The 18568-nt window shown below is 62.5% G+C and carries 20 protein-coding genes; 13 read left to right on the forward strand and 7 right to left on the reverse strand.

Going from position 1 to position 18568, the window contains the following annotated elements:
- Positions 1-64: 64 nt before the first annotated feature.
- Positions 65-562, reverse strand: a complete 498-nt coding sequence (locus tag NKH21_RS14760) for a GFA family protein (RefSeq protein ID WP_352865759.1) — start codon at positions 560-562, stop codon at positions 65-67.
- 91 nt (positions 563-653) lie between these two features.
- Here NKH21_RS14760 and NKH21_RS14765 point away from each other — a divergent pair, with 91 nt between their 5' ends.
- A complete protein-coding gene (locus NKH21_RS14765; protein ID WP_023717364.1) occupies positions 654-977 on the forward strand; it encodes a TfoX/Sxy family protein in 324 nt (107 codons plus the stop codon).
- A 34-nt stretch (positions 978-1011) separates the two neighbouring features.
- On the opposite strand, the gene NKH21_RS14770 is transcribed toward NKH21_RS14765, so the two are convergent.
- Positions 1012-1944 carry a PfkB family carbohydrate kinase gene (locus NKH21_RS14770; RefSeq protein WP_352865762.1) on the reverse strand — a complete coding sequence of 311 codons (933 nt, stop codon included), beginning with the start codon at positions 1942-1944 and terminating at the stop codon, positions 1012-1014.
- A 277-nt stretch (positions 1945-2221) separates the two neighbouring features.
- Here NKH21_RS14770 and recA point away from each other — a divergent pair, with 277 nt between their 5' ends.
- From recA to NKH21_RS14785, 3 genes are all read left to right on the forward strand, one after another.
- The gene (recA, locus tag NKH21_RS14775; RefSeq protein ID WP_023674696.1) at positions 2222-3319 is read left to right on the forward strand and encodes a recombinase RecA; all 1098 of its coding nucleotides are present in this window, start codon (positions 2222-2224) and stop codon (positions 3317-3319) included.
- Positions 3320-3578: 259 nt separating this feature from the next.
- A complete protein-coding gene (gene alaS, locus NKH21_RS14780) occupies positions 3579-6245 on the forward strand; it encodes an alanine--tRNA ligase (RefSeq protein ID WP_352865913.1) in 2667 nt (888 codons plus the stop codon).
- Positions 6246-6308: 63 nt separating this feature from the next.
- Positions 6309-7103 carry a PhzF family phenazine biosynthesis protein gene (locus tag NKH21_RS14785; RefSeq protein ID WP_352662585.1) on the forward strand — a complete coding sequence of 265 codons (795 nt, stop codon included), beginning with the start codon at positions 6309-6311 and terminating at the stop codon, positions 7101-7103.
- A gap of 279 nt (positions 7104-7382) precedes the next feature.
- On the opposite strand, the gene NKH21_RS14790 is transcribed toward NKH21_RS14785, so the two are convergent.
- Positions 7383-8009, reverse strand: coding sequence for a glutathione S-transferase family protein (locus NKH21_RS14790; RefSeq protein WP_352865766.1), 627 nt, complete (start codon positions 8007-8009; stop codon positions 7383-7385).
- 11 nt (positions 8010-8020) lie between these two features.
- Positions 8021-9232 (reverse strand): NADP-dependent isocitrate dehydrogenase, encoded by a 1212-nt coding sequence (locus tag NKH21_RS14795; protein WP_096445278.1) that lies wholly within the window; start codon positions 9230-9232, stop codon positions 8021-8023.
- Positions 9233-9438: 206 nt separating this feature from the next.
- On the opposite strand from NKH21_RS14795, the gene NKH21_RS14800 reads away from it, so the two are divergent.
- The 4 genes from NKH21_RS14800 (at position 9439) to NKH21_RS14815 (ending at position 12263) form a co-directional block, all read left to right on the forward strand.
- Positions 9439-10305 (forward strand): RNA methyltransferase, encoded by an 867-nt coding sequence (locus tag NKH21_RS14800; RefSeq protein ID WP_352865769.1) that lies wholly within the window; start codon positions 9439-9441, stop codon positions 10303-10305.
- Positions 10306-10384: 79 nt separating this feature from the next.
- A complete protein-coding gene (locus NKH21_RS14805) occupies positions 10385-11029 on the forward strand; it encodes a DUF805 domain-containing protein (RefSeq protein WP_352865771.1) in 645 nt (214 codons plus the stop codon).
- A 156-nt stretch (positions 11030-11185) separates the two neighbouring features.
- A complete protein-coding gene (murI, locus tag NKH21_RS14810) occupies positions 11186-11998 on the forward strand; it encodes a glutamate racemase (RefSeq protein WP_352865774.1) in 813 nt (270 codons plus the stop codon).
- Between the two features lie 76 nt (positions 11999-12074).
- Positions 12075-12263 (forward strand): DUF3008 family protein, encoded by a 189-nt coding sequence (locus NKH21_RS14815; RefSeq protein ID WP_023674705.1) that lies wholly within the window; start codon positions 12075-12077, stop codon positions 12261-12263.
- An 87-nt stretch (positions 12264-12350) separates the two neighbouring features.
- Here the strand turns inward: NKH21_RS14815 and NKH21_RS14820 are convergent, their stop codons facing one another.
- Entirely contained in the window at positions 12351-12563 is a 213-nt protein-coding gene (locus tag NKH21_RS14820; RefSeq protein ID WP_023674706.1) for a hypothetical protein, read from the reverse strand.
- Between the two features lie 378 nt (positions 12564-12941).
- Here NKH21_RS14820 and rpsD point away from each other — a divergent pair, with 378 nt between their 5' ends.
- The 4 genes from rpsD to NKH21_RS14840 all read left to right on the forward strand — a co-directional run bounded on the left by rpsD (position 12942) and on the right by NKH21_RS14840 (position 15853).
- Complete coding sequence (gene rpsD / locus NKH21_RS14825; protein WP_352865777.1) at positions 12942-13559, forward strand: 30S ribosomal protein S4; 618 nt, start codon at positions 12942-12944, stop codon at positions 13557-13559.
- A 137-nt stretch (positions 13560-13696) separates the two neighbouring features.
- Positions 13697-14578 (forward strand): tRNA 2-thiocytidine(32) synthetase TtcA, encoded by an 882-nt coding sequence (gene ttcA / locus NKH21_RS14830; RefSeq protein WP_352662570.1) that lies wholly within the window; start codon positions 13697-13699, stop codon positions 14576-14578.
- Positions 14568-15395 (forward strand): inositol monophosphatase family protein, encoded by an 828-nt coding sequence (locus tag NKH21_RS14835; protein WP_352662567.1) that lies wholly within the window; start codon positions 14568-14570, stop codon positions 15393-15395. Before ttcA ends, NKH21_RS14835 begins: the two co-directional genes overlap by 11 nt.
- Before the next feature lie 50 nt (positions 15396-15445).
- The gene (locus tag NKH21_RS14840; protein WP_352865780.1) at positions 15446-15853 is read left to right on the forward strand and encodes a UCP034077 family protein; all 408 of its coding nucleotides are present in this window, start codon (positions 15446-15448) and stop codon (positions 15851-15853) included.
- A 19-nt stretch (positions 15854-15872) separates the two neighbouring features.
- On the opposite strand, the gene NKH21_RS14845 is transcribed toward NKH21_RS14840, so the two are convergent.
- Entirely contained in the window at positions 15873-17072 is a 1200-nt protein-coding gene (locus NKH21_RS14845) for a multidrug effflux MFS transporter (RefSeq protein WP_502911895.1), read from the reverse strand.
- 200 nt (positions 17073-17272) lie between these two features.
- The gene (grxD, locus tag NKH21_RS14850) at positions 17273-17608 is read right to left on the reverse strand and encodes a Grx4 family monothiol glutaredoxin (protein ID WP_023674712.1); all 336 of its coding nucleotides are present in this window, start codon (positions 17606-17608) and stop codon (positions 17273-17275) included.
- 162 nt (positions 17609-17770) lie between these two features.
- Here grxD and NKH21_RS14855 point away from each other — a divergent pair, with 162 nt between their 5' ends.
- Positions 17771-18565: a phosphodiester glycosidase family protein gene (locus NKH21_RS14855; protein ID WP_352865785.1), complete on the forward strand. Its 795-nt coding sequence runs from the start codon at positions 17771-17773 to the stop codon at positions 18563-18565.
- The last annotated feature ends 3 nt before the right edge of the window (positions 18566-18568 follow it).

Genomic DNA, 18568 nt, shown 5'->3' on the forward strand with positions numbered 1-18568 from the left:
GCAATCCGGGTGAGGGGGCGCTTGTCCATATGCGATAGCTCTGCCGTAAACGGGGAGAAGAACGCTAATCCACCCACATCCCCGTTCGCTTGTGCCAGTCTGCGATCGACTCCTCCGGGTAGACATCGAAAACCTTGTCGCCCTTGCCGATATCCGGCTCGACCCAGTTCGCCTTGTATTTCAGCATCAGATGCACCTTCTCCGGCGGCTTCGGCAGGTCGGTGTCGATCGCCGAGGCAAACGGATGCACCAGCTCCGGCCAGGTCGGATCGTAGAGCCAGAGCGCCGTCCCGCATTTCGTGCAGAAATTCCGTTCGCCCGTCGAGATCTCGCGTTGCGGGTGCTCGTCGTCCTCGATCTCGGCGCGGTAGACGCCGAGATCGCGCTTGCCCTGGATTTTCAGCGTCTCGTAATCGGCGCCGAGATTGATGGCGAAACCGCCACCGCCCTGCTGCTTGCGGCAGATCGAGCAATAGCACAGCATGAACGGCACCGGCGTGTGGCTTTCCACCTCGAAACGCACGGCATTGCACCGGCAGGACCCCTTGAGCAGAAGCGGCATGAAAAAACTCCGACGAAATTGATTCTGAACTTGTCAGAATGGTGCCGGTTGCGTCGATGACAAGGGGAAATCCTGGTGACATGATCGCCGCATGGACAACGAGCGCATAGAAGAGCTTTTCGAAGGCCTCGGCCCGGTCAGCATCCGCAAGCTGTTCGGCGGCAAGGGCATCTATTTCGACGGCGTCATCGTCGCCATCGTCATCCGTGGCGAACTGATGCTGAAGGCCGACGCGGAAAGCGCCCCGGATTTCGAAGCGGCCGGCTGCCGGCAATGGACTTATACCGGCTCGCGCCACGGCAAGCTCGTGTCGATGCCCTATTGGAGCGTTCCCGACAGCGCGTTCGACGATCCCGACGAGATGGCGATCTGGGCGCGGCGTGCCTACGAGGCAGGACGGCGCGCCGGCAAATAGGCTGCGTCATGCTTCGGCAAGTCCGGGCCGCATTTCACGCCAGTTCGCGCGCCTCGGGCACGAGCGCCAGCGCCTCGGCAAAGCTGGCGCTGGTGAAGGCGGCGCTCTCGACGGCGAGCATCGCGGCGGCAACGCCTTCCCGTAGCGCTGCGCGCAGCGTCAGGCCGCGCAGCAGGGCGGCGATCGTCGCACCGGCCAATGCGTCGCCGGCGCCGGCAGCATCGGTCCGCTTCTGTAGCGGCGGTGGCGAGATCGAGAACGCGCCGGTTTGGTCGAAACCGAGCACCGGTCCGTCGCCGGCAGTGATCACGCCGCTTTTCAGGCCGGCGCGTCTCAGGCCGTCGACGATGCCTTGATCGCCAGCATCGATATCGGTGCCGGCAAGCACGCCGGCCTCGTGCCGGTTCATGAACGCCACGGCCAGACGGTCGAGCACTGGCGTCAGCCGCGCCGCTTTGCTGGGCGAGACCGCAAGCGCAAACACCGGCTTGCCGGCGGCGAGTGCCGCCAGCCGCTCCAGCGCGGAAGACGGCAGGTTGGCATCGCACAGCACCGCGTCGGCCGAACCGATCGCTTCCCGCACCTTGGCGCGGCGGATCTGCTTGGGAAGCGCCAGCTCGTATAGCACCATGTCGGCAAGCCCGGCGATCAGCGCGCCGTCGCTATCGACCAGCATCGTATGGCTTGGCGTTGCCCGGTCGAGAAAAACCGCCGACAAATCGGCAATGCCGGCCTCGGCGACGGCGCGCAAAACCTTGTCGCCAAGGGCATCGCCGCCGCGCACCGAAAGCAGCGAGGCCGAGGCGCCGCGCCGCACCGCCCAGCGCAAGGCATTGAAGACGGCACCGCCGACATGCTCGCGCATCGTGCCGGCGTTGGAAGCGGCCGGCACGAAGGCGCCGGCAACCCGGCCGCGCCGCTCGATATAGGCGCCGCCCACGGCCAGGATCGTCGGGGAGTTCATCATGCCGGCAAATGCCCCTTGCTGTTGCCCGGGAGGAGACTAGGTCGCCGGGCGGAACCCTGCAATCGCGGCTCCGATTCGGTTGGTGACGGCAACGGCGCCGCATGCGAGGCGGGATACATCCGGAAGCAAAATTGCGAAACAAAAATAGAACAAATATGAATGTGCGTTATTTTTCAAACCCTTGGCGCTCATTGACAAATGAGAACAAATGAGGTACATTCCTTTTAGGGATTGCGGGATTGTCCGGCCTCCATTGACGACCACGGGGTGATGTATCATGGCTCAGAATTCTTTGCGGCTTGTAGAGGACAAAGCGGTGGACAAATCAAAGGCTCTGGATGCGGCGCTGTCGCAAATCGAGCGTGCCTTCGGCAAGGGCTCGATCATGCGGCTCGGCGCGAACGAGCAGGTCGTCGAGATCGAAACGGTGCCGACCGGCTCGCTTGGGCTGGACATCGCGCTTGGCGTCGGCGGCCTGCCGCGCGGCCGCATCGTCGAGATCTACGGGCCGGAAAGCTCGGGCAAGACGACGCTGGCGCTGCACACGGTGGCCGAAGCCCAGAAGAAGGGCGGCATCTGCGCCTTCGTCGATGCCGAGCACGCGCTCGACCCGGTCTATGCCCGCAAGCTCGGCGTCGATCTCGAAAACCTGCTGATCTCGCAGCCCGATACCGGCGAGCAGGCGCTAGAAATCTGCGACACGCTGGTGCGGTCCGGCGCCATCGACGTGCTGGTGGTCGATTCGGTGGCGGCGTTGACGCCGCGGGCGGAAATCGAAGGCGAGATGGGCGATTCGCTGCCCGGCCTGCAGGCCCGCCTGATGAGCCAGGCACTGCGCAAGCTCACCGCCTCGATCTCGCGCTCCAACACCATGGTCATCTTCATCAATCAGATCCGCATGAAGATCGGCGTCATGTTCGGTTCGCCCGAGACGACGACCGGCGGCAATGCGTTGAAATTCTATGCCTCGGTCCGCCTCGACATCCGCCGCATCGGCTCGGTCAAGGATCGCGACGAGGTCGTCGGCAACCAGACCCGCGTCAAAGTGGTCAAGAACAAGCTGGCGCCGCCCTTCAAGGTGGTTGAGTTCGACATCATGTATGGCGAGGGCGTCTCCAAGACCGGCGAGCTGGTCGATCTCGGCGTCAAGGCGGGCGTGGTCGAAAAGTCGGGCGCCTGGTTCTCCTATAATTCGCAGCGTCTTGGCCAGGGCCGCGAAAACGCAAAACTGTTCCTGCGCGACAATCCCGACACGGCGCGCGAGATCGAGCTGGCGCTGCGGCAGAATGCCGGGCTGATCGCCGAGAAATTCCTCGAGAACGGCGGCTCCGAAAGCAGCGACGACGGTTTCGAGGACGACGCCGGGGTGATGTAGGGCAAGCGACATCTCGCGGAGCATCAGACAGGTTTGGATTTGATGTTTTGATTCTGAGTTTGTGTAATCGATGCGTTTCGAACCGCCGGCTCCGTGCCGGCGGTTCGCGTTTGACGGCGGGGCAGACGCGTTTCAAAGCGCTGGTGAAAGCCGGGATTTTAGCCCATTTGGTGTTTCTGGACAGGCTGCGGTGCGACCGCTAAAAGGCCATGTCTATTTTCCGCCGGCAGCCGGCGGTTCTCTCGAAAAGGCAGTATTCATGAGTGGCGTCAACGAGATCCGGTCGGCATTTCTCGACTATTTTCGCAAGGAAGGTCACGAGGTCGTCGCGTCGAGCCCGCTGGTGCCGCGCAACGATCCGACGCTTATGTTCACCAACGCCGGCATGGTGCAGTTCAAGAACGTTTTCACCGGTCTGGAGAAGCGGCCCTATTCGCGCGCCACGACCGCCCAGAAGAGCGTTCGCGCCGGCGGCAAGCACAACGACCTCGACAATGTCGGCTACACCGCGCGCCACCTGACCTTTTTCGAGATGCTCGGCAATTTCTCCTTCGGCGACTATTTCAAGGAGCGGGCCATAGAGCTTGCCTGGAACCTGATCACCAGGGAGTTCGGGCTGAAGAAGGACAAGCTGCTGGTCACCGTCTACCACACCGACGACGAGGCGGCCTCGTACTGGAAGAAGATCGCCGGCCTTTCGGACGATCGCATCATCCGCATCGCGACTTCGGACAACTTCTGGGCAATGGGTGACACCGGACCTTGCGGGCCGTGTTCGGAGATATTCATCGACCGTGGCGAGCACATCTGGGGCGGCCCCCCCGGCAGCCCCGAGGAGGATGGCGACCGTTTCCTTGAATTCTGGAACCTGGTGTTCATGCAGTACGAACAGGTGACGAAGGACGAGCGCGTCGACCTGCCGCGTCCGTCCATCGACACGGGCATGGGCCTCGAGCGCATGGCCTCTATCTTGCAAGGGGTTGAAAGCGTCTTCGAAACCGACCTGTTCCGCCACCTGATCGACGCTGCATCGTCGGCGCTTGGCAAAGGTCCGGATGCGGACACCGTCGCATCGTTCCGCGTCATCGCCGACCATTTGCGTTCGTCCTGCTTCCTGGTCGCCGACGGCGTGCTGCCGTCCAACGAAGGCCGCGGCTATGTGCTTCGCCGCATCATGCGCCGTGCCATGCGCCACGCGCAGTTGCTCGGCGCCCGCGATCCGCTGATGTGGCGCCTGGTGCCGGCGCTGGTGCGCGAGATGGGCCAAGCCTACCCGGAACTGGTGCGCGGCGAACAGATGATCACCGAGACGCTGAAGCTTGAGGAAACTCGTTTCCGCAAGACGCTGGTGCGCGGCTTGGGCTTGCTTTCGGAGGCGACGGAAAAGCTGGCCTCCGGCGACATGCTGGATGGCGAAACAGCGTTCAAGCTCTACGACACCTATGGCTTTCCGCTCGATCTGACGCAGGATGCGCTGCGCCAGCGCAACATCTCGGTCAACCTTGCCGGCTTCACCGAGGCGATGGAGCGGCAGAAGGCGGAGGCGCGCAAAAGCTGGGCTGGTTCCGGTGAGGCCGCAACCGAGACGGTATGGTTCGCGGTGCGTGAGGAGAACGGCGCCACCGAATTCCTGGGTTATGAGACCGAGCAGGCGGAAGGCCTCATCCAGGCGCTGGTCAGGGACGGCAAGACCGTCGACAGTGCCGGCAAGGGCGACGCCGTTGCCGTGGTTGTCAACCAGACGCCGTTCTATGGCGAGTCCGGTGGCCAGATGGGCGATACCGGCGTCATTTCGGGCGACGGGTTCTCGATCGAGATATCCGATACCCAAAAGAAGGCCGATGGGCTTTTCGTCCATCTCGGCAAGGTGGCCAACGGCACCGTCAAGACGGGTGCGACCGTCGAGCTGAAGGTGGACCACGCGCGTCGCTCCAGGCTGCGCGCGAACCATTCCGCCACGCATCTGATCCATGAGGCGCTGCGCGAGGTGCTGGGTACGCATGTCGCGCAGAAGGGCTCGCTGGTCGCGCCCGAGCGTCTGCGCTTCGACATTTCGCACAACAAGCCGATCTCGCCGGACGAGCTCGAAGAGGTCGAGCGCATGGCAAACGAGATCGTCGTTCAGAATAGCCCTGTAACCACGCGCCTGATGTCGGTCGACGACGCCATTGCCGAAGGCGCCATGGCGCTGTTTGGCGAGAAATATGGCGACGAAGTGCGCGTCGTTTCGATGGGCACGGGCTTGCATGGCGCCAAGGCCAACCGGCCCTATTCGGTCGAGCTATGCGGCGGCACCCATGTCAGGGCAACCGGCGATATCGGTCTGGTGCGCATCGTATCCGACAGTGCGGTCGCTGCCGGCGTGCGCCGCATCGAGGCGTTGACCGGCGAGGCGGCCAGAAAGCATCTCGACGAACAGGACAAGCGGCTGAAGGCAGCCGCCGCCGCGCTGAAGATTTCGCCGGCGGATGTGCCGGCCCGCGTCGAGGCGCTGCTCGACGAGCGCAAGAAGCTCGAAAAGGAGCTGACCGAGGCGCGCAAGAAGCTGGCGCTCGGCGATCGCTCGCCAGCCGGTGTGCCTGCGGAAAACGAAACCATTGCCGGTGTCGGTTTTCTCGGCAAGGCGGTATCGGGCGTCTCGCCAAAGGATCTGAAGCCGCTGGCCGATGCCGGCAAGAAGTCGCTCGGCTCCGGCATCGTCGTCTTTGTCGGCGCCGGCGAGGACAACAAGGCGAGCGTCGTCGTCGCCGTCACCGATGATCTGACCGGCCGCTTCAGCGCCATCGATCTGGTGCGCGTCGCGTCCGCGGCATTGGGCGGGCAGGGCGGCGGCGGCCGACCCGATATGGCTCAGGCCGGCGGGCCGGACGCCTCGAAGGCCGAAGACGCGATCGCTGCGGTGAAAGCGGCTCTCGAAGCGGCGTGAACCTGCACCGGGGCGGCACGGCCGAACTGGCGCGCCGCCCAGCGGAGATCTTTGAGGGCCGATATGCCGACGCTGACGATGTATCAGGTCGATGCCTTTGCCGAACGGGCCTTCCAGGGCAACCCTGCCGCCGTTCTCCTTCTGGAGGAGTGGCTGTCGGAGGAGGTAATGCAGGCCATTGCCAACGAAAACAATCTTGCTGAAACGGCGTTCGTGCGGCCGAATGGCAAAGGGTGGGATTTGCGCTGGTTCACGCCGGTCCATGAAGTCGACTTCTGCGGCCATGCCACTCTTGCGGCCGCCCATGTGCTGGCTACCGAATACAATGGTCAGGGCGAAATGGCCTTCGCCACCCGGGTGGGCGAGCTGCGGGTTTCCCGGCGGGAAGGGACCTATCAGCTCGATCTGCCGTGTTTTCCGCCGCAGCCCATCGAGGAAGAGCTGAACTCGGCGCTGCAAACAATATTGCCTCAGCGGCCGGTTGCGAGCTTCCGCAATTTCGAGAACCTGTTTGTCGAGCTTGCCGACGAGACAACCGTGCGATCTTTCGTTCCCGATCTGCTCAGGATCGGACGTTTTCATCCTCTCGGCCTGGTCATTACCGCGCCTGGGCGAGTCCACGATTTCGTCTCCCGTTACTTCGTGCCCGGAGCAGGCATTCCCGAGGATCCGGTAACCGGCTCCATTCATGCGACGCTGGTGCCGTACTGGGCTGAAAAGCTCGGCAAGACGCATCTGTCGGCATTCCAATGCTCGCAGCGCGGCGGGCATTTGCTATGCGAGCTGGCCGGAGATCGCGTGCTGATCACAGGCCGTGCGAGGACCTTCATGAAGGCGGAGGTCTACCTTCCCGATTGAGCGGTATTTCGCAGTGGGTCGCCTTCGGCGAAGCTGCCGATCTCCCCCCTTGCGGGGGAGATGCCCGGCAGGGCAGAGGGGGGTGCTGTCCCTCCGGCTTGCCAGCCCAATCGGAGCCATGTTCTCAGGCCGTTCCCAGTTGGAAGGATCAGTCGAAGGTTGGCGATCCTTCATACCCCCCTCTGTCCTGCCGGACATCTCCCCCGCAAGGGGGGAGATTGGATGTCACTTCGGCTTTCGCTAGTCACCAGAGGGGCCTATTGCCGAACGCTTGTCTCCTCACCCTGCCTTTTCGGTTTTCGCAAAACTCGCGCGTTGAGTGATGCGCGCATACCAATCCCGAATATCGGCAAACTCGGCCAGCAATTTTCGCCCCTCGGCCACCTTGACGAAATAGCCGATGATTGGCGCGGCGTGCAGGTCGGCCAGCGTCAGGTCCGTCCCCAACAGCCAAGGCCCTTCGGCTTTCAGCGAAGAGAGCGCCTGCAGCGTTGTTCTCGCCTGCCGCAAACCGTTGGCGATCACGGCTTCGTCGGGCGGCGTTTTTTCCAGCCGCTCGACCGCCACATCCCAGACCATGGCCCTGTAGGCGTAGGCATCGAGCAGGCCGGTGATCTGGTTCATGCGTGCTCGAGGCCGGGCTCCGGCCGGCTGCAGCGCCGGGCCGTCAAAGGCTTCGTCGACATAACGGGCAATCGCGCCGGTCTCGTAGAGGCGAAAGCCGTCATGCTCGAAGGCCGGGATGCGGCCGAACGGCTGGTGCTCGAAGTACCAGCCGGGAATGCCGTCCGCCGCAAAGATGTCGACGGGAACGAGCTCGTAGCCGACGCCCTTTTCCTCCAATACCAGCCGGACGATGCGCACATAGACGCTGTAGTCCGCGCCGTAGACGACGGGCTTGCCCATGTGGGTTGGGCTCAGGCCATCGCCTTCTGCAAATTCTCGTCGATCTTGTCGAGGAAGCCGGTGGTCGAAAGCCATGGCTGGTCGGGGCCGATCAGCAGCGACAAGTCCTTGGTCATGAAGCCGGACTCGACCGTCTGGATGCAGACCTTTTCCAGGGTCTCGGCAAAGCGCTTCAGTTCGGCATTGTCGTCGAGCTTGGCGCGATGCGCGAGGCCGCGCGTCCAGGCGAAGATCGAGGCGATCGAATTGGTCGAGGTCTCCTCGCCCTTCTGGTGCTGGCGATAGTGGCGGGTAACGGTGCCGTGCGCGGCTTCCGCCTCGACGGTCTTGCCGTCCGGCGTCATCAGCACCGAGGTCATCAGGCCGAGCGAGCCGAAGCCTTGCGCCACCGTGTCGGACTGCACGTCGCCGTCATAATTCTTGCAGGCCCAGACATAGCCGCCCGACCATTTCAGGCTGGAGGCCACCATGTCGTCGATCAGCCGGTGCTCGTACCAGAGCTTCTTCGCCTTGAATTCGGCTTCGAACTCCGCCTCGTAGACCTCCTGGAAGATGTCCTTGAAGCGGCCGTCATAGGCTTTGAGGATGGTGTTCTTGGTCGAGAGGTAGACGGGGTAATTGCGCAGCAGGCCATAGTTCAGCGAGGCGCGGGCGAATTCGCGAATCGACTCGTCGAGATTGTACATGGCCATGGCGACGCCGGCGCCGGGTGCATCGAAGACGTCGTGCTCGATCACCTGGCCGTCCTCGCCGACGAATTTGATCGTCAGCTTGCCCTTACCGGGGAAGCGGAAGTCGGTGGCGCGGTACTGGTCGCCGAAGGCGTGGCGGCCGACGATGATCGGCTTGGTCCAGCCGGGCACCAGCCGCGGCACGTTTTTCATGATGATCGGCTCGCGAAAAATGGTGCCGCCGAGAATGTTGCGGATGGTGCCATTCGGCGACTTCCACATCTTCTTCAGCTTGAATTCCTCGACGCGCTGCTCGTCGGGCGTGATCGTCGCGCATTTCACGCCGACGCCGTATTTCTTGATGGCGTTGGCCGAATCGATGGTCACCTGGTCGTTGGTGGCGTCGCGGTGCTCGATGCCGAGGTCGTAATATTCGAGCTTGAGGTCGAGATAAGGGTGGATCAGCTTGTCCTTGATGAACTGCCAGATGATGCGGGTCATCTCGTCGCCGTCGAGTTCGACGACCGGGTTCGCCACCTTGATCTTCGCCATGGAAAGAATGCCTCGCTTTTGGGGAACGGAACGGCCTTGCCCGCACGGCTGCCGGCCCTGGGATGCGGCCCGTATATCAAAGGCTTTTTGGCCGCGCAAACGGCGAACCGCGCCGCAGTGACGGCATTCCTTGCGAAAGCTTCATTTTCGCCGCCAAATGTGGCAGGGGACTGCGAAATGCCGCAAACAGCAGTTCATTGACAATCATGGCCGCTACCCAGGATCCCGATATCCCTCTTGCCTCCGGAACGCCTGCGTCCGGACCGGCGATCATCCTGGTCGAGCCGCAGCTCGGCGAGAATATCGGAATGGTCGCGCGCGCCATGGCCAATTTCGGCCTTGCCGAGCTGCGGCTCGTCAATCCGCGCGACGGCTGGCCGAACGAGAAGGCGCGTGCCGCCGCAAGCCGCGCCGACCACGTCATCGATGCCGTCACGGTGTTCGATGACCTCGCCTCGGCGGTTGCCGATTTGAACTTCGTCTTCGCCACCACGGCGCGCGCGCGCGACAATTTCAAGCCGGTGCGCGGCCCGGTCGAGGCGGGCAGGGCGCTGCGGGCGCGGCAGCGGGCCGGCCTGCGCACCGGCATCCTGTTCGGCCGCGAGCGCTTCGGCCTCTATAATGACGAGGTCGGCCTTGCCGACGAGATCGTCACCTTCCCCGTCGATCCAGCCTTCTCCTCGCTCAACATCGCCCAGGCGGCCCTGCTGATGTCCTATGAATGGATGAAGTCCGGCCTGGAAGACGAGACCAAAACCAACTTCTCCGGCCCCGAAATGCCGCCTGCTGCCAAGGAAGAATTGCACGGCCTGTTTGCGTATCTGGAAGGTGCACTGGAGGCGCGCGGTTATTTCCGCCCGGCAGCGAAGAAGCCGAAGATGGTCGACAATTTGCGCGCCGTGCTGACCCGCCCCGGCTTCGCCGAGCCGGAGCTCAAGGTGCTGCGCGGAATAATATCATCGCTGGACAGGTTCTCGCCGGCCATGCCGCGCGGCGACGGATCGCCCGGCGACGATCCAAGGCGGCTCCCGGCGGCCGCAGCACGCGCTGCGAGGGCGAAAGGCAAAGACTAGCCTCGGAACTTCCCATACCTCACCAGTAACCGAATTTTATTTGGTTTGATCCATGATTTTCAAAACGATGGATTCTGGGATGTTTAGCTCAAATATCGGTCGTCTTCGCTTTTTCTTCTATTCCGTGGCTCTGCTGGTCGCGGAAATCGTGACCTTTGTGCTGTGCGTCTTGTGGACCATCGGCATCGAGGGCTTGGCCAATTCGCAACCTGGTCCTTCCAGGGAAGGACTGGCCGCGGCCGTTCTCGTCGCCTCGCTGGTGATCGTTCTATTCCGCGCGAATTTCGCCTGGCGTCGAAGCCGCGACGCGCAAGGGTCGGGTTGGATCCTTTGGTCGTATATCGTGTTCTCGACGCTGTTCGCGATCCTGCAGGCCGGCATTGTTCTTGTCGTAAAATTCGACGGCGAAGATTCGCATTCCGGCCTTAACCTGCTGGGATTAGCTCTTGTCGGGCTGTGGGCCGTCATCTTGGCGGCCAGGCCGGCGGGTGGCGGCTCTTCGGATATGGCGTCATCCCTGAGTTTCGACGATTTCGACCCACCCGGGCCGCTGCGCGGCACCGCGGCGCTCCATTCAGCGTCGGCCGCCGGCGTCACCGCCCAGGCTCCGCCCTACGCCATGCGGGCCGCACCGGTGCCGTCGAGCCACCCTGCATCTCAACCTGTATCTCCGGCGACCGGCCGGCCGCGGGCAGGCGGCTTCGGCAAGCGCGGCCTTGTGTGAGCGGCTGCCGCATCAAGGCCACGATGGCTCCACATAGAAGCATCCGGGATAATGCATCATTGGCCGAAGCAAAATGCTTGGGCCGGCCTTCTCTCGTGATCTCGTTTGTGATTCCCCAGCCTTCAGTGATTCCCAGCCCTTAGTGACTCAATGACAATGACCGATCCATCGAGCGCCCGTCCGATCCTGATGTTCGATTCCGGCATTGGCGGCCTCACCGTGCTGCGTGAGGCGCGCGTCCTGATGCCTGATCGCCGCTTCATCTATGTCGCCGACGACGCGGCGTTCCCCTTCGGCGCCTGGGAGGAGCCGGCGCTGAGAACACATATCCTGGAGTTGTTCGCCAGGCTGCTCGACCGGTTTTCGCCGGCCATTTCGGTCATCGCCTGCAACACCGCCTCGACACTGGTCATCGATGCCTTGCGCGAGAGGTTTCCCGGCCACCCTTTCGTCGGCACCGTGCCGGCCATCAAGCCGGCGGCGGAACGCACGCGCTCAGGTCTGGTCTCGGTGCTGGCGACGCCCGGCACCGTCAAGCGCCAGTACACGCGCGATCTGATCAGCAAATGGGCGCAGAAATGCCACGTCCGCCTGGTCGGCAGCGACAGGCTGGCTGGATTGGCCGAAGCCTATATGCGCGACGGTTTTGTCGACGAGGACGCCGTGCGCTCCGAGATCGCGCCGTGCTTCGTCGAGCATGACGGGTTGCGCACAGACATCGTCGTGCTTGCCTGCACCCATTATCCTTTTTTGGCCAACCGCATGCGCAAGACAGCACCTTGGCCGGTCGACTGGTTGGACCCGGCCGAGGCTATCGCACGCCGGGCGCTTTCGCTGCTGGCGGACACCGAGGCCGGTTATCGCAGAGAGGCGCTGCCGGAGGGCGCCGACCTTGCGTTCTTCACCTCGAACAGCGCCGATTTTCCGACGCGCCGGCTGATGCAGGGATTTGGCCTGGCGATATCCTGACCGCAGGCAATTGTCGCTTTGGGAACATCGCACCAGACAATGCGTTTTCCTCTCATTGGAAACGGGAGAAACCATCATGCCAGCCACCTCAAAAGCCCAGCAGAAAGCGGCCGGCGCGGCATTGTCAGCCAAGCGCGGCGAGACCAAGAAGGGCGCGCTCAAAGGCGCGTCGAAGGGAATGTATAAATCCATGAGCGAAAAACAGCTCGAGGAATTCGCCGAGACCAAGCGCAAGGGCCTGCCGGAAAAGAAGTCGAAACACTGATCGACTGACCATTCTGGCGATGCCGGTCAACAAAAGGCCCGCGGCTGAGCCGCGGGCCCTGAAGTCTCAACGGGCGAGGGCGAAAAATTACCAGTTCCAGCCCCAACCGCAGCGCCGCACTTTGTAGCGGATGACCTTGCGATGACCGTGGCGCCATACCACTTTCTTCTTGACCACGATGCGGCAGACCTGGTGATGCCTGTGCCCATGCCAATGCCGGGCCTGCGCCGGCTCGGGCGCGACCGCCATCGTGCCGGCCATCACCGCGGCACCTACCAACGTAAGGAAGAACTTCTTCATGCGAATTTCAGCTCCTCTGACTTCAGTCGCTTCCTGATGCCGCTGGCGCAACCTCCCGCCACATCCGGCACGTTCTACAACCATAACACTACCCGCTTCGGCGATTCGCGCCAGCCAGAAGCTTGACAGCGGTTAAATCTCCGTTTAACCAGCCCACCAACACCGGGCCGCAATGCCCGGTGGTTTTCTTTATGTGCAAGGCGTTTGGGAAGCCGGTTTTACTTTCCCTATGTCTTGTTTGAAATGACGTGTCCCGTGGGTTTTCCGTCGCGTTGCGTGGAAAACCCTGTCAGGTCTCGAAAACGGAGGCCAGAGGAGGGCGCGTTTCCTTCACCCGGACCATGAGGCTCCGGGTGTGTTGTTTTGAAAGGGAATGCGATGAGCAAGCGCGAATCCGCGAAGTACAAGATCGACCGCCGTCTCGGCGAAAACATCTGGGGCCGCCCGAAGTCCCCGGTCAACAAGCGTGAATACGGCCCCGGCCAGCATGGCCAGCGCCGCAAGGGCAAGCTTTCCGATTTCGGCCTGCAGCTGCGCGCCAAGCAGAAGCTGAAGGGCCACTATGGCGACGTTTCGGAGAAGCAGTTCCGCAAGGTCTATGAAGAGGCGGACCGCCGCAAGGGCGACACCTCGGAGAACCTGATCGGCCTGCTCGAATCGCGTCTCGACGCGGTCGTCTACCGCGCCAAGTTCGTGCCGACAATCTTTGCGGCGCGCCAGTTCGTCAATCACGGCCACGTCAATGTCAACGGCAAGCGCGTCAACATCGGCTCGTACCGCTGCAAGCCGGGCGACATCATCGAAGTGCGCGAGAAGTCGAAGCAGCTGGTGATCGTCCTCGAATCGGTGGGCCTGGCCGAACGCGATGTCCCGGATTACATCGAAGCCGACCACAACAAGATGACCGCGAGCTTCACGCGCATCCCCGGCCTGGCCGACGTTCCGTTCGCCGTACAGATGGAACCGAACCTGGTCGTCGAATTCTATTCGCGCTGATCGATTTCTTCGTCTGCGACACCATCGAAGGCCGCCCGTCGAGGCGGCCTTTTCTTTTAGGCATCCGAAAATCGATTTCGATTTTCAGGCCGATGCGCTACTCCGGGCGGCAACAAGGATTTTGGGGCCGACGCGCCATGAACATGCTGCCAGAAACACTCGAACCGGTTGCCGATGCCGAAGGCGGCTTTCATCCGCTGTTTGCCGATGTGCCGTCTTCTGTCGAGTTCAACAAGCTGCGCAAGCGGCTGCTGCGGCTTACCCGTCAGGCGATCGACGATTTCGCGATGGCAAGGCCCGGCGCTCGCTGGCTGGTGGCGTTGTCGGGCGGCAAGGATTCCTACGGCCTGCTTGCTCTGCTGCTCGATCTCAAATGGCGCGGCCTGCTGCCGGTCGAGTTGCTGGCCTGCAATCTCGACCAGGGTCAGCCGAACTTCCCCAAACACATCCTGCCCGACTATCTCGACAGCCATGGCATCCCGCACCGCATCGAATATCAGGACACCTATTCGGTGGTCACCGACAAGCTCCCCGAGGGCAGCACCTATTGTTCGCTCTGCTCGCGGCTGAGGCGCGGCCATCTCTACCGCATCGCGCGGGAGGAGGGCTGTTCGGCCCTGGTGCTCGGCCACCACCGCGAGGATATCCTCGAAACCTTCTTCATGAACCTGTTCCATGGCGGACGCCTCGCCGCCATGCCGCCAAAGCTCATCAACGACGAGGGCGACGTCATGGTGCTCAGGCCGCTCGCCTATTGCGCCGAGGTCGATCTCGAAAAATTCGCCGGCGCCATGAGGTTCCCGATCATCCCCTGCGATCTCTGCGGCAGCCAGGAAGGCCTGCAGCGCAATGCCATGAAGGCGATGCTCGACGATCTGGAAAAGCGCATGCCCGGCCGCAAGGACACGATGATCCGCGCCATGGCCAATGTGAGGCCCTCGCATCTGCTCGACCGCAAACTCTTCGATTTTACCGCCCTCAACGACACCCTCACCGCAAGGCAAGCCGATGACATTTGACGATACCGCGATCGACTGGCTCGCTGAACTTCTGTCCGACGTCGCCAAGGCCGAGATCATGCCGCGTTTTCGCCGGCTGAACGAGGGCGACATTCGCCAGAAGACTTCGGTCGCCGATTTGGTGACGGAGGCCGACGTCAACGCCGAGCGACTGATCACCGTCAAGCTGCGCGAACGTTACCCCCAGGCGATGATCGTTGGCGAGGAGGCGTGCTCCGACAATCCGGCGCTGCTTGAGGGCCTCGGCGATGCCGATCTCGCCTTCGTCATCGATCCGGTCGACGGCACCTTCAACTTCGCTTCCGGCGTGCCGCTGTTCGGCGTCATGCTGGGCGTCGTGGTCAAGGGCGAGACCGTCGCCGGCATCATCCACGATCCCGTCGGCAAGGACTGGCTGATCGGCGTTAGTGGCGCCGGCAGCCATATCCGCCATGCCCATGGCAATCTGGAAAAGGTCCATGTCGCCAAACCGGCGCCGATATCGGAAATGACCGGTGCGGTCTCATGGCACTATGTGCCCGAGCCGGACCGCTCACGTTTGGCGCGCAACCAGACCAAGTCGCTGTCGCAGTTCAATTATCGCTGCGCCGCTCACGAATACCGCCTGCTGGCCAGCGGCCACGGCCATTTCGTCGTCTACAACAAGCTGATGCCTTGGGATCACCTGGCTGGCGTGCTGATCCATGCGGAGGCCGGCGGCCATGCCGCGCGCTTCGACGGCAGCGCCTATCTGCCATCGCATGTCGGAGGTGGCCTGCTGGTCGCGCCGGACCGGGAAAGCTGGCGAGAGCTGCGCCGCGAGCTCTGGGCGGAATAACTCTTCGCTGCCAAAGTTATCCAATCTTGTGCAAAAACCGGAGACCTCGAATGAAACCTCGGTCCGCAATTGTTGCAACGGCCTTTGCCCTTGCCTTGGTTGCCGGTGTCAATGAAGCAAGATCTGGGGAACGCGCATGTCGCAGCCCCGACTCCGTCGACACCATAGACGAGATGTTCTCCGCGATCTTCGCCTGCTGGGAGCCGCCGCCCGGAACCGCGGGCATGACCCTGACGCTGCAGTTCTCAATTCGCCGAAACGGCACGCTTATCGGCAAGCCGCGCGCCACTTACTCCCATCTAGGCGACGATGGTCCGCTCAACCGGGCCTTCGTGGCTTCCGTCCTCGAGGCGCTCGACAGGGCTCTTCCATTGCCCGTTTCGGACAGCATGGGTGGAGCAATCGCAGGACGTACGCTGTTCCCTCGCTTCACCGCGGTCAGTGAGGGTGCATCCTAGGCGCGCCCGGCAATGTGCATTAAACCGGCGGGTTATGCGGCTGGAATAGTCTGCCGCGCTCGGCCATGAGGATCATCAGCAGCGCCGCCACCGACACGCTGCAGAACCCGGCGGCCAGCGGCGTCACCGTGCCGTTGAAGGCTTGGCCGATCAGCGTGCCGAGAATGCCGCCAAGAAATGTCTGCATGAACCCAAGGATCGATGACGCAGTGCCGGCCAGGTGCCCCAGCGGCTCCATGGCGAGCGCGTTGAAGTTCGCGCCGAGCGCGCCGAACGGGACCATGGCGCAGGCAAAGAAGGTAATGAAGAGCCAGAGCGGCATCTTCATTTCGATGGAAACGACCAGCCAGGCAAGGCTGATGGCCAGAAACAGCAGCAGCGCGCTTTGCGACAGGCGGCGCATGCCGATACGGCCGACGAGGCGCGCGTTGAGGTAGTTCGAAAAAGCAAGCACGCCCGCAACCCCCGCGAAGATGACCGGGAACATCTCGCCGACATCGAACACGCTGACATAGATCTGCTGGGCCGAGGCGATGAAGCCGAACATGGCGCCGAAGATGAAGGTGCTGGCGAAGGCGTAGCAGAGCGCGATGCGGTTGGTGAGAACGATGCGGAAGCCGCCGATGATGGAGGACAGCGTCAGCGGCCGGCGATATTCGGGGTGCAGTGTCTCGGGCAGGCGCAGCAGCGACCAGGCCGACACGATCAGCGCGCCGGCTGCCATGGTGACGAAGATCACATGCCAGGTCGCAAACAGCATGATGAACTGGCCGATACCGGGCGCCACCACCGGAATGGCCATGAACACCATGAAGATCAAGGACATGACTTCGGCCATACGCCTTCCGTCGAACGTATCGCGCACGATCGAGACGGCAATGACGCGCGTCGCCGCCGCACCGATGCCTTGCACGGTGCGGCATAGCAGAAGCGTGGCGAATGACGGGGCGATTGCCGCAGCGCCGGCCGCCACGACGTAGATCACCAGCCCTGCGACAAGCGGCGCGCGGCGCCCGAAACGGTCCGAGATCGGCCCGAAGAACAGCTGTCCGCCGCCAAAGCCAAGGATATAGGCGGTGACCACATATTGCCGGTGGTTTTCATTTTCGACGCCAAGCGAAGCGCCGATCTGCTGCAGCGCCGGCAAAATAATGTCGATGGCCAGCGAATTGAGCGCCATCAGCGCCGCGCACAGCGCAATGAATTCCCAGCGCGGAATGGGCAAGGTGCTTGCCTTTTGCTGCGCTTGTGCTTGCTGATCCACGGCCAGTCCGATCCCCAAACGAAAATGCGCCGGCTGGCCGACGCATCCATTCGTTGATTACCCGATATCGGGCAGAACTTTTTGCCAAGCTGCCCCGGCGCTTAGCGCATGAACCCCGAAAATCGCAATCGGAAGCTCATACGCAGAAACAGAAGTTAGGCGGCGCCTTTGACGCTGACACCCTTTTCGACGAGGAAGGTCTGCAATTCGCCTGCCTGGAACATCTCGCGGATGATGTCGCAGCCGCCGACGAACTCGCCCTTGACGTAGAGCTGCGGGATGGTCGGCCAGTTGGAGTAGTCCTTGATGCCTTGCCGCAGTTCGGCCGACGTCAGCACGTCGACGCCTTTATAGTCAGCGCCGATATAGTCGAGGATCTGCACGACCTGGCCGGAAAATCCGCATTGCGGGAAGCCGGGCGTGCCCTTCATGAAGAGAACGACGTCGTTGCCCTTCACTTCATTGTCGATGTAGTCGTTGATGCCGCTCATGGAAAACCCTTTCATGCCTGTGGGAGTCAGGCTCGAACATTACCCTTCAAATAAACCCATGGATTGCGCGAAACAAGATGTTTGCCGCCTTGCCATGCAAATGGCGCAAAGGAACGTCCGATCTTGGGCCAAGCCGTTGGCCACCATCTTCCCCGAGGCGCGATGAAAAGACGATATCCCGCCGGGTTCCTCCTCGCCGTTCTGGTCGCCGCATTGATCTTGATCTGGTGGGCCAAGTCGCCGAGAGAGCCACCGCTGGTCGTCGGCGGTGAATTGCCGGCGCCGTGCCGCGATGCGAGCTTCGAGGCGGTCGCCTATGTCATCTGCGAGATCGATCTGCGCCGCTATGACGTCGGTGTGTTCCACACAGGCCTCGATGGCAAGGCTTTCGGTTCACTGGACAAATTCGACAAGGCGATGGCGGATCAGGGCCGCCCGGTGCTGCTCGCCATGAACGCCGGCATGTATCACCAAGACCTGACTCCGGTCGGCCTTCTCGTCGAAGACGGCCGGGAGAAGGCGCCGATCAACGTCGCCGATAGCGAAGGCAATTTCTTCCTGAAACCGAACGGCGTGTTCCTGGTCCGCAAGGACGGCAAGGCGGCGGTCATGGAGACAAGCGCCTATGCCGCCGCCAGGCCGGACGTGATGTTTGCCACGCAATCCGGCCCGATGCTGGTGATCGACGGCCGGCTTCATCCCCGCTTCGAGCAGAACGGCACATCGCGCTATATCCGCAACGGCGTCGGTATGCGTGACGAAAACACCGTCGTGCTGGCGATCTCGCGCTCTGAAGTCAGCCTCGGCAGCTTTGCACGGCTGTTTCGCGATGGGCTCGACTGCGCCAACGCGCTCTTCTTCGACGGCGTCGTTTCGGCGCTGTCGAACGGCGAGCGGATGATTGTTGGTGGAAACTATCCGGCCGGGCCGATCATTGCCGTTTCGGCGAAAAGGTGAGGG

It is taken from the genome of Mesorhizobium sp. M1329 (assembly GCF_040318035.1).
Classification (GTDB): domain Bacteria; phylum Pseudomonadota; class Alphaproteobacteria; order Rhizobiales; family Rhizobiaceae; genus Mesorhizobium.

Coding starts and splice junctions, on each gene's coding strand:
- NKH21_RS14840 (WP_352865780.1), top strand. CDS start 15,446: ATGAAACCTCGGTCCGCAATTGTTGCAACGGCCTTTGCCCTTGCCTTG.
- NKH21_RS14855 (WP_352865785.1), top strand. CDS start 17,771: ATGAAAAGACGATATCCCGCCGGGTTCCTCCTCGCCGTTCTGGTCGCC.
- NKH21_RS14800 (WP_352865769.1), top strand. CDS start 9,439: ATGGCCGCTACCCAGGATCCCGATATCCCTCTTGCCTCCGGAACGCCT.
- recA (WP_023674696.1), top strand. CDS start 2,222: ATGGCTCAGAATTCTTTGCGGCTTGTAGAGGACAAAGCGGTGGACAAA.
- murI (WP_352865774.1), top strand. CDS start 11,186: ATGACCGATCCATCGAGCGCCCGTCCGATCCTGATGTTCGATTCCGGC.
- rpsD (WP_352865777.1), top strand. CDS start 12,942: ATGAGCAAGCGCGAATCCGCGAAGTACAAGATCGACCGCCGTCTCGGC.
- NKH21_RS14785 (WP_352662585.1), top strand. CDS start 6,309: ATGCCGACGCTGACGATGTATCAGGTCGATGCCTTTGCCGAACGGGCC.
- ttcA (WP_352662570.1), top strand. CDS start 13,697: ATGAACATGCTGCCAGAAACACTCGAACCGGTTGCCGATGCCGAAGGC.
- NKH21_RS14790 (WP_352865766.1), bottom strand. CDS start 8,009: ATGGGCAAGCCCGTCGTCTACGGCGCGGACTACAGCGTCTATGTGCGC.
- NKH21_RS14820 (WP_023674706.1), bottom strand. CDS start 12,563: ATGAAGAAGTTCTTCCTTACGTTGGTAGGTGCCGCGGTGATGGCCGGC.
- NKH21_RS14765 (WP_023717364.1), top strand. CDS start 654: ATGGACAACGAGCGCATAGAAGAGCTTTTCGAAGGCCTCGGCCCGGTC.
- NKH21_RS14795 (WP_096445278.1), bottom strand. CDS start 9,232: ATGGCGAAGATCAAGGTGGCGAACCCGGTCGTCGAACTCGACGGCGAC.
- NKH21_RS14835 (WP_352662567.1), top strand. CDS start 14,568: ATGACATTTGACGATACCGCGATCGACTGGCTCGCTGAACTTCTGTCC.
- NKH21_RS14815 (WP_023674705.1), top strand. CDS start 12,075: ATGCCAGCCACCTCAAAAGCCCAGCAGAAAGCGGCCGGCGCGGCATTG.
- alaS (WP_352865913.1), top strand. CDS start 3,579: ATGAGTGGCGTCAACGAGATCCGGTCGGCATTTCTCGACTATTTTCGC.
- NKH21_RS14760 (WP_352865759.1), bottom strand. CDS start 562: ATGCCGCTTCTGCTCAAGGGGTCCTGCCGGTGCAATGCCGTGCGTTTC.
- grxD (WP_023674712.1), bottom strand. CDS start 17,608: ATGAGCGGCATCAACGACTACATCGACAATGAAGTGAAGGGCAACGAC.
- NKH21_RS14805 (WP_352865771.1), top strand. CDS start 10,385: ATGTTTAGCTCAAATATCGGTCGTCTTCGCTTTTTCTTCTATTCCGTG.
- NKH21_RS14770 (WP_352865762.1), bottom strand. CDS start 1,944: ATGATGAACTCCCCGACGATCCTGGCCGTGGGCGGCGCCTATATCGAG.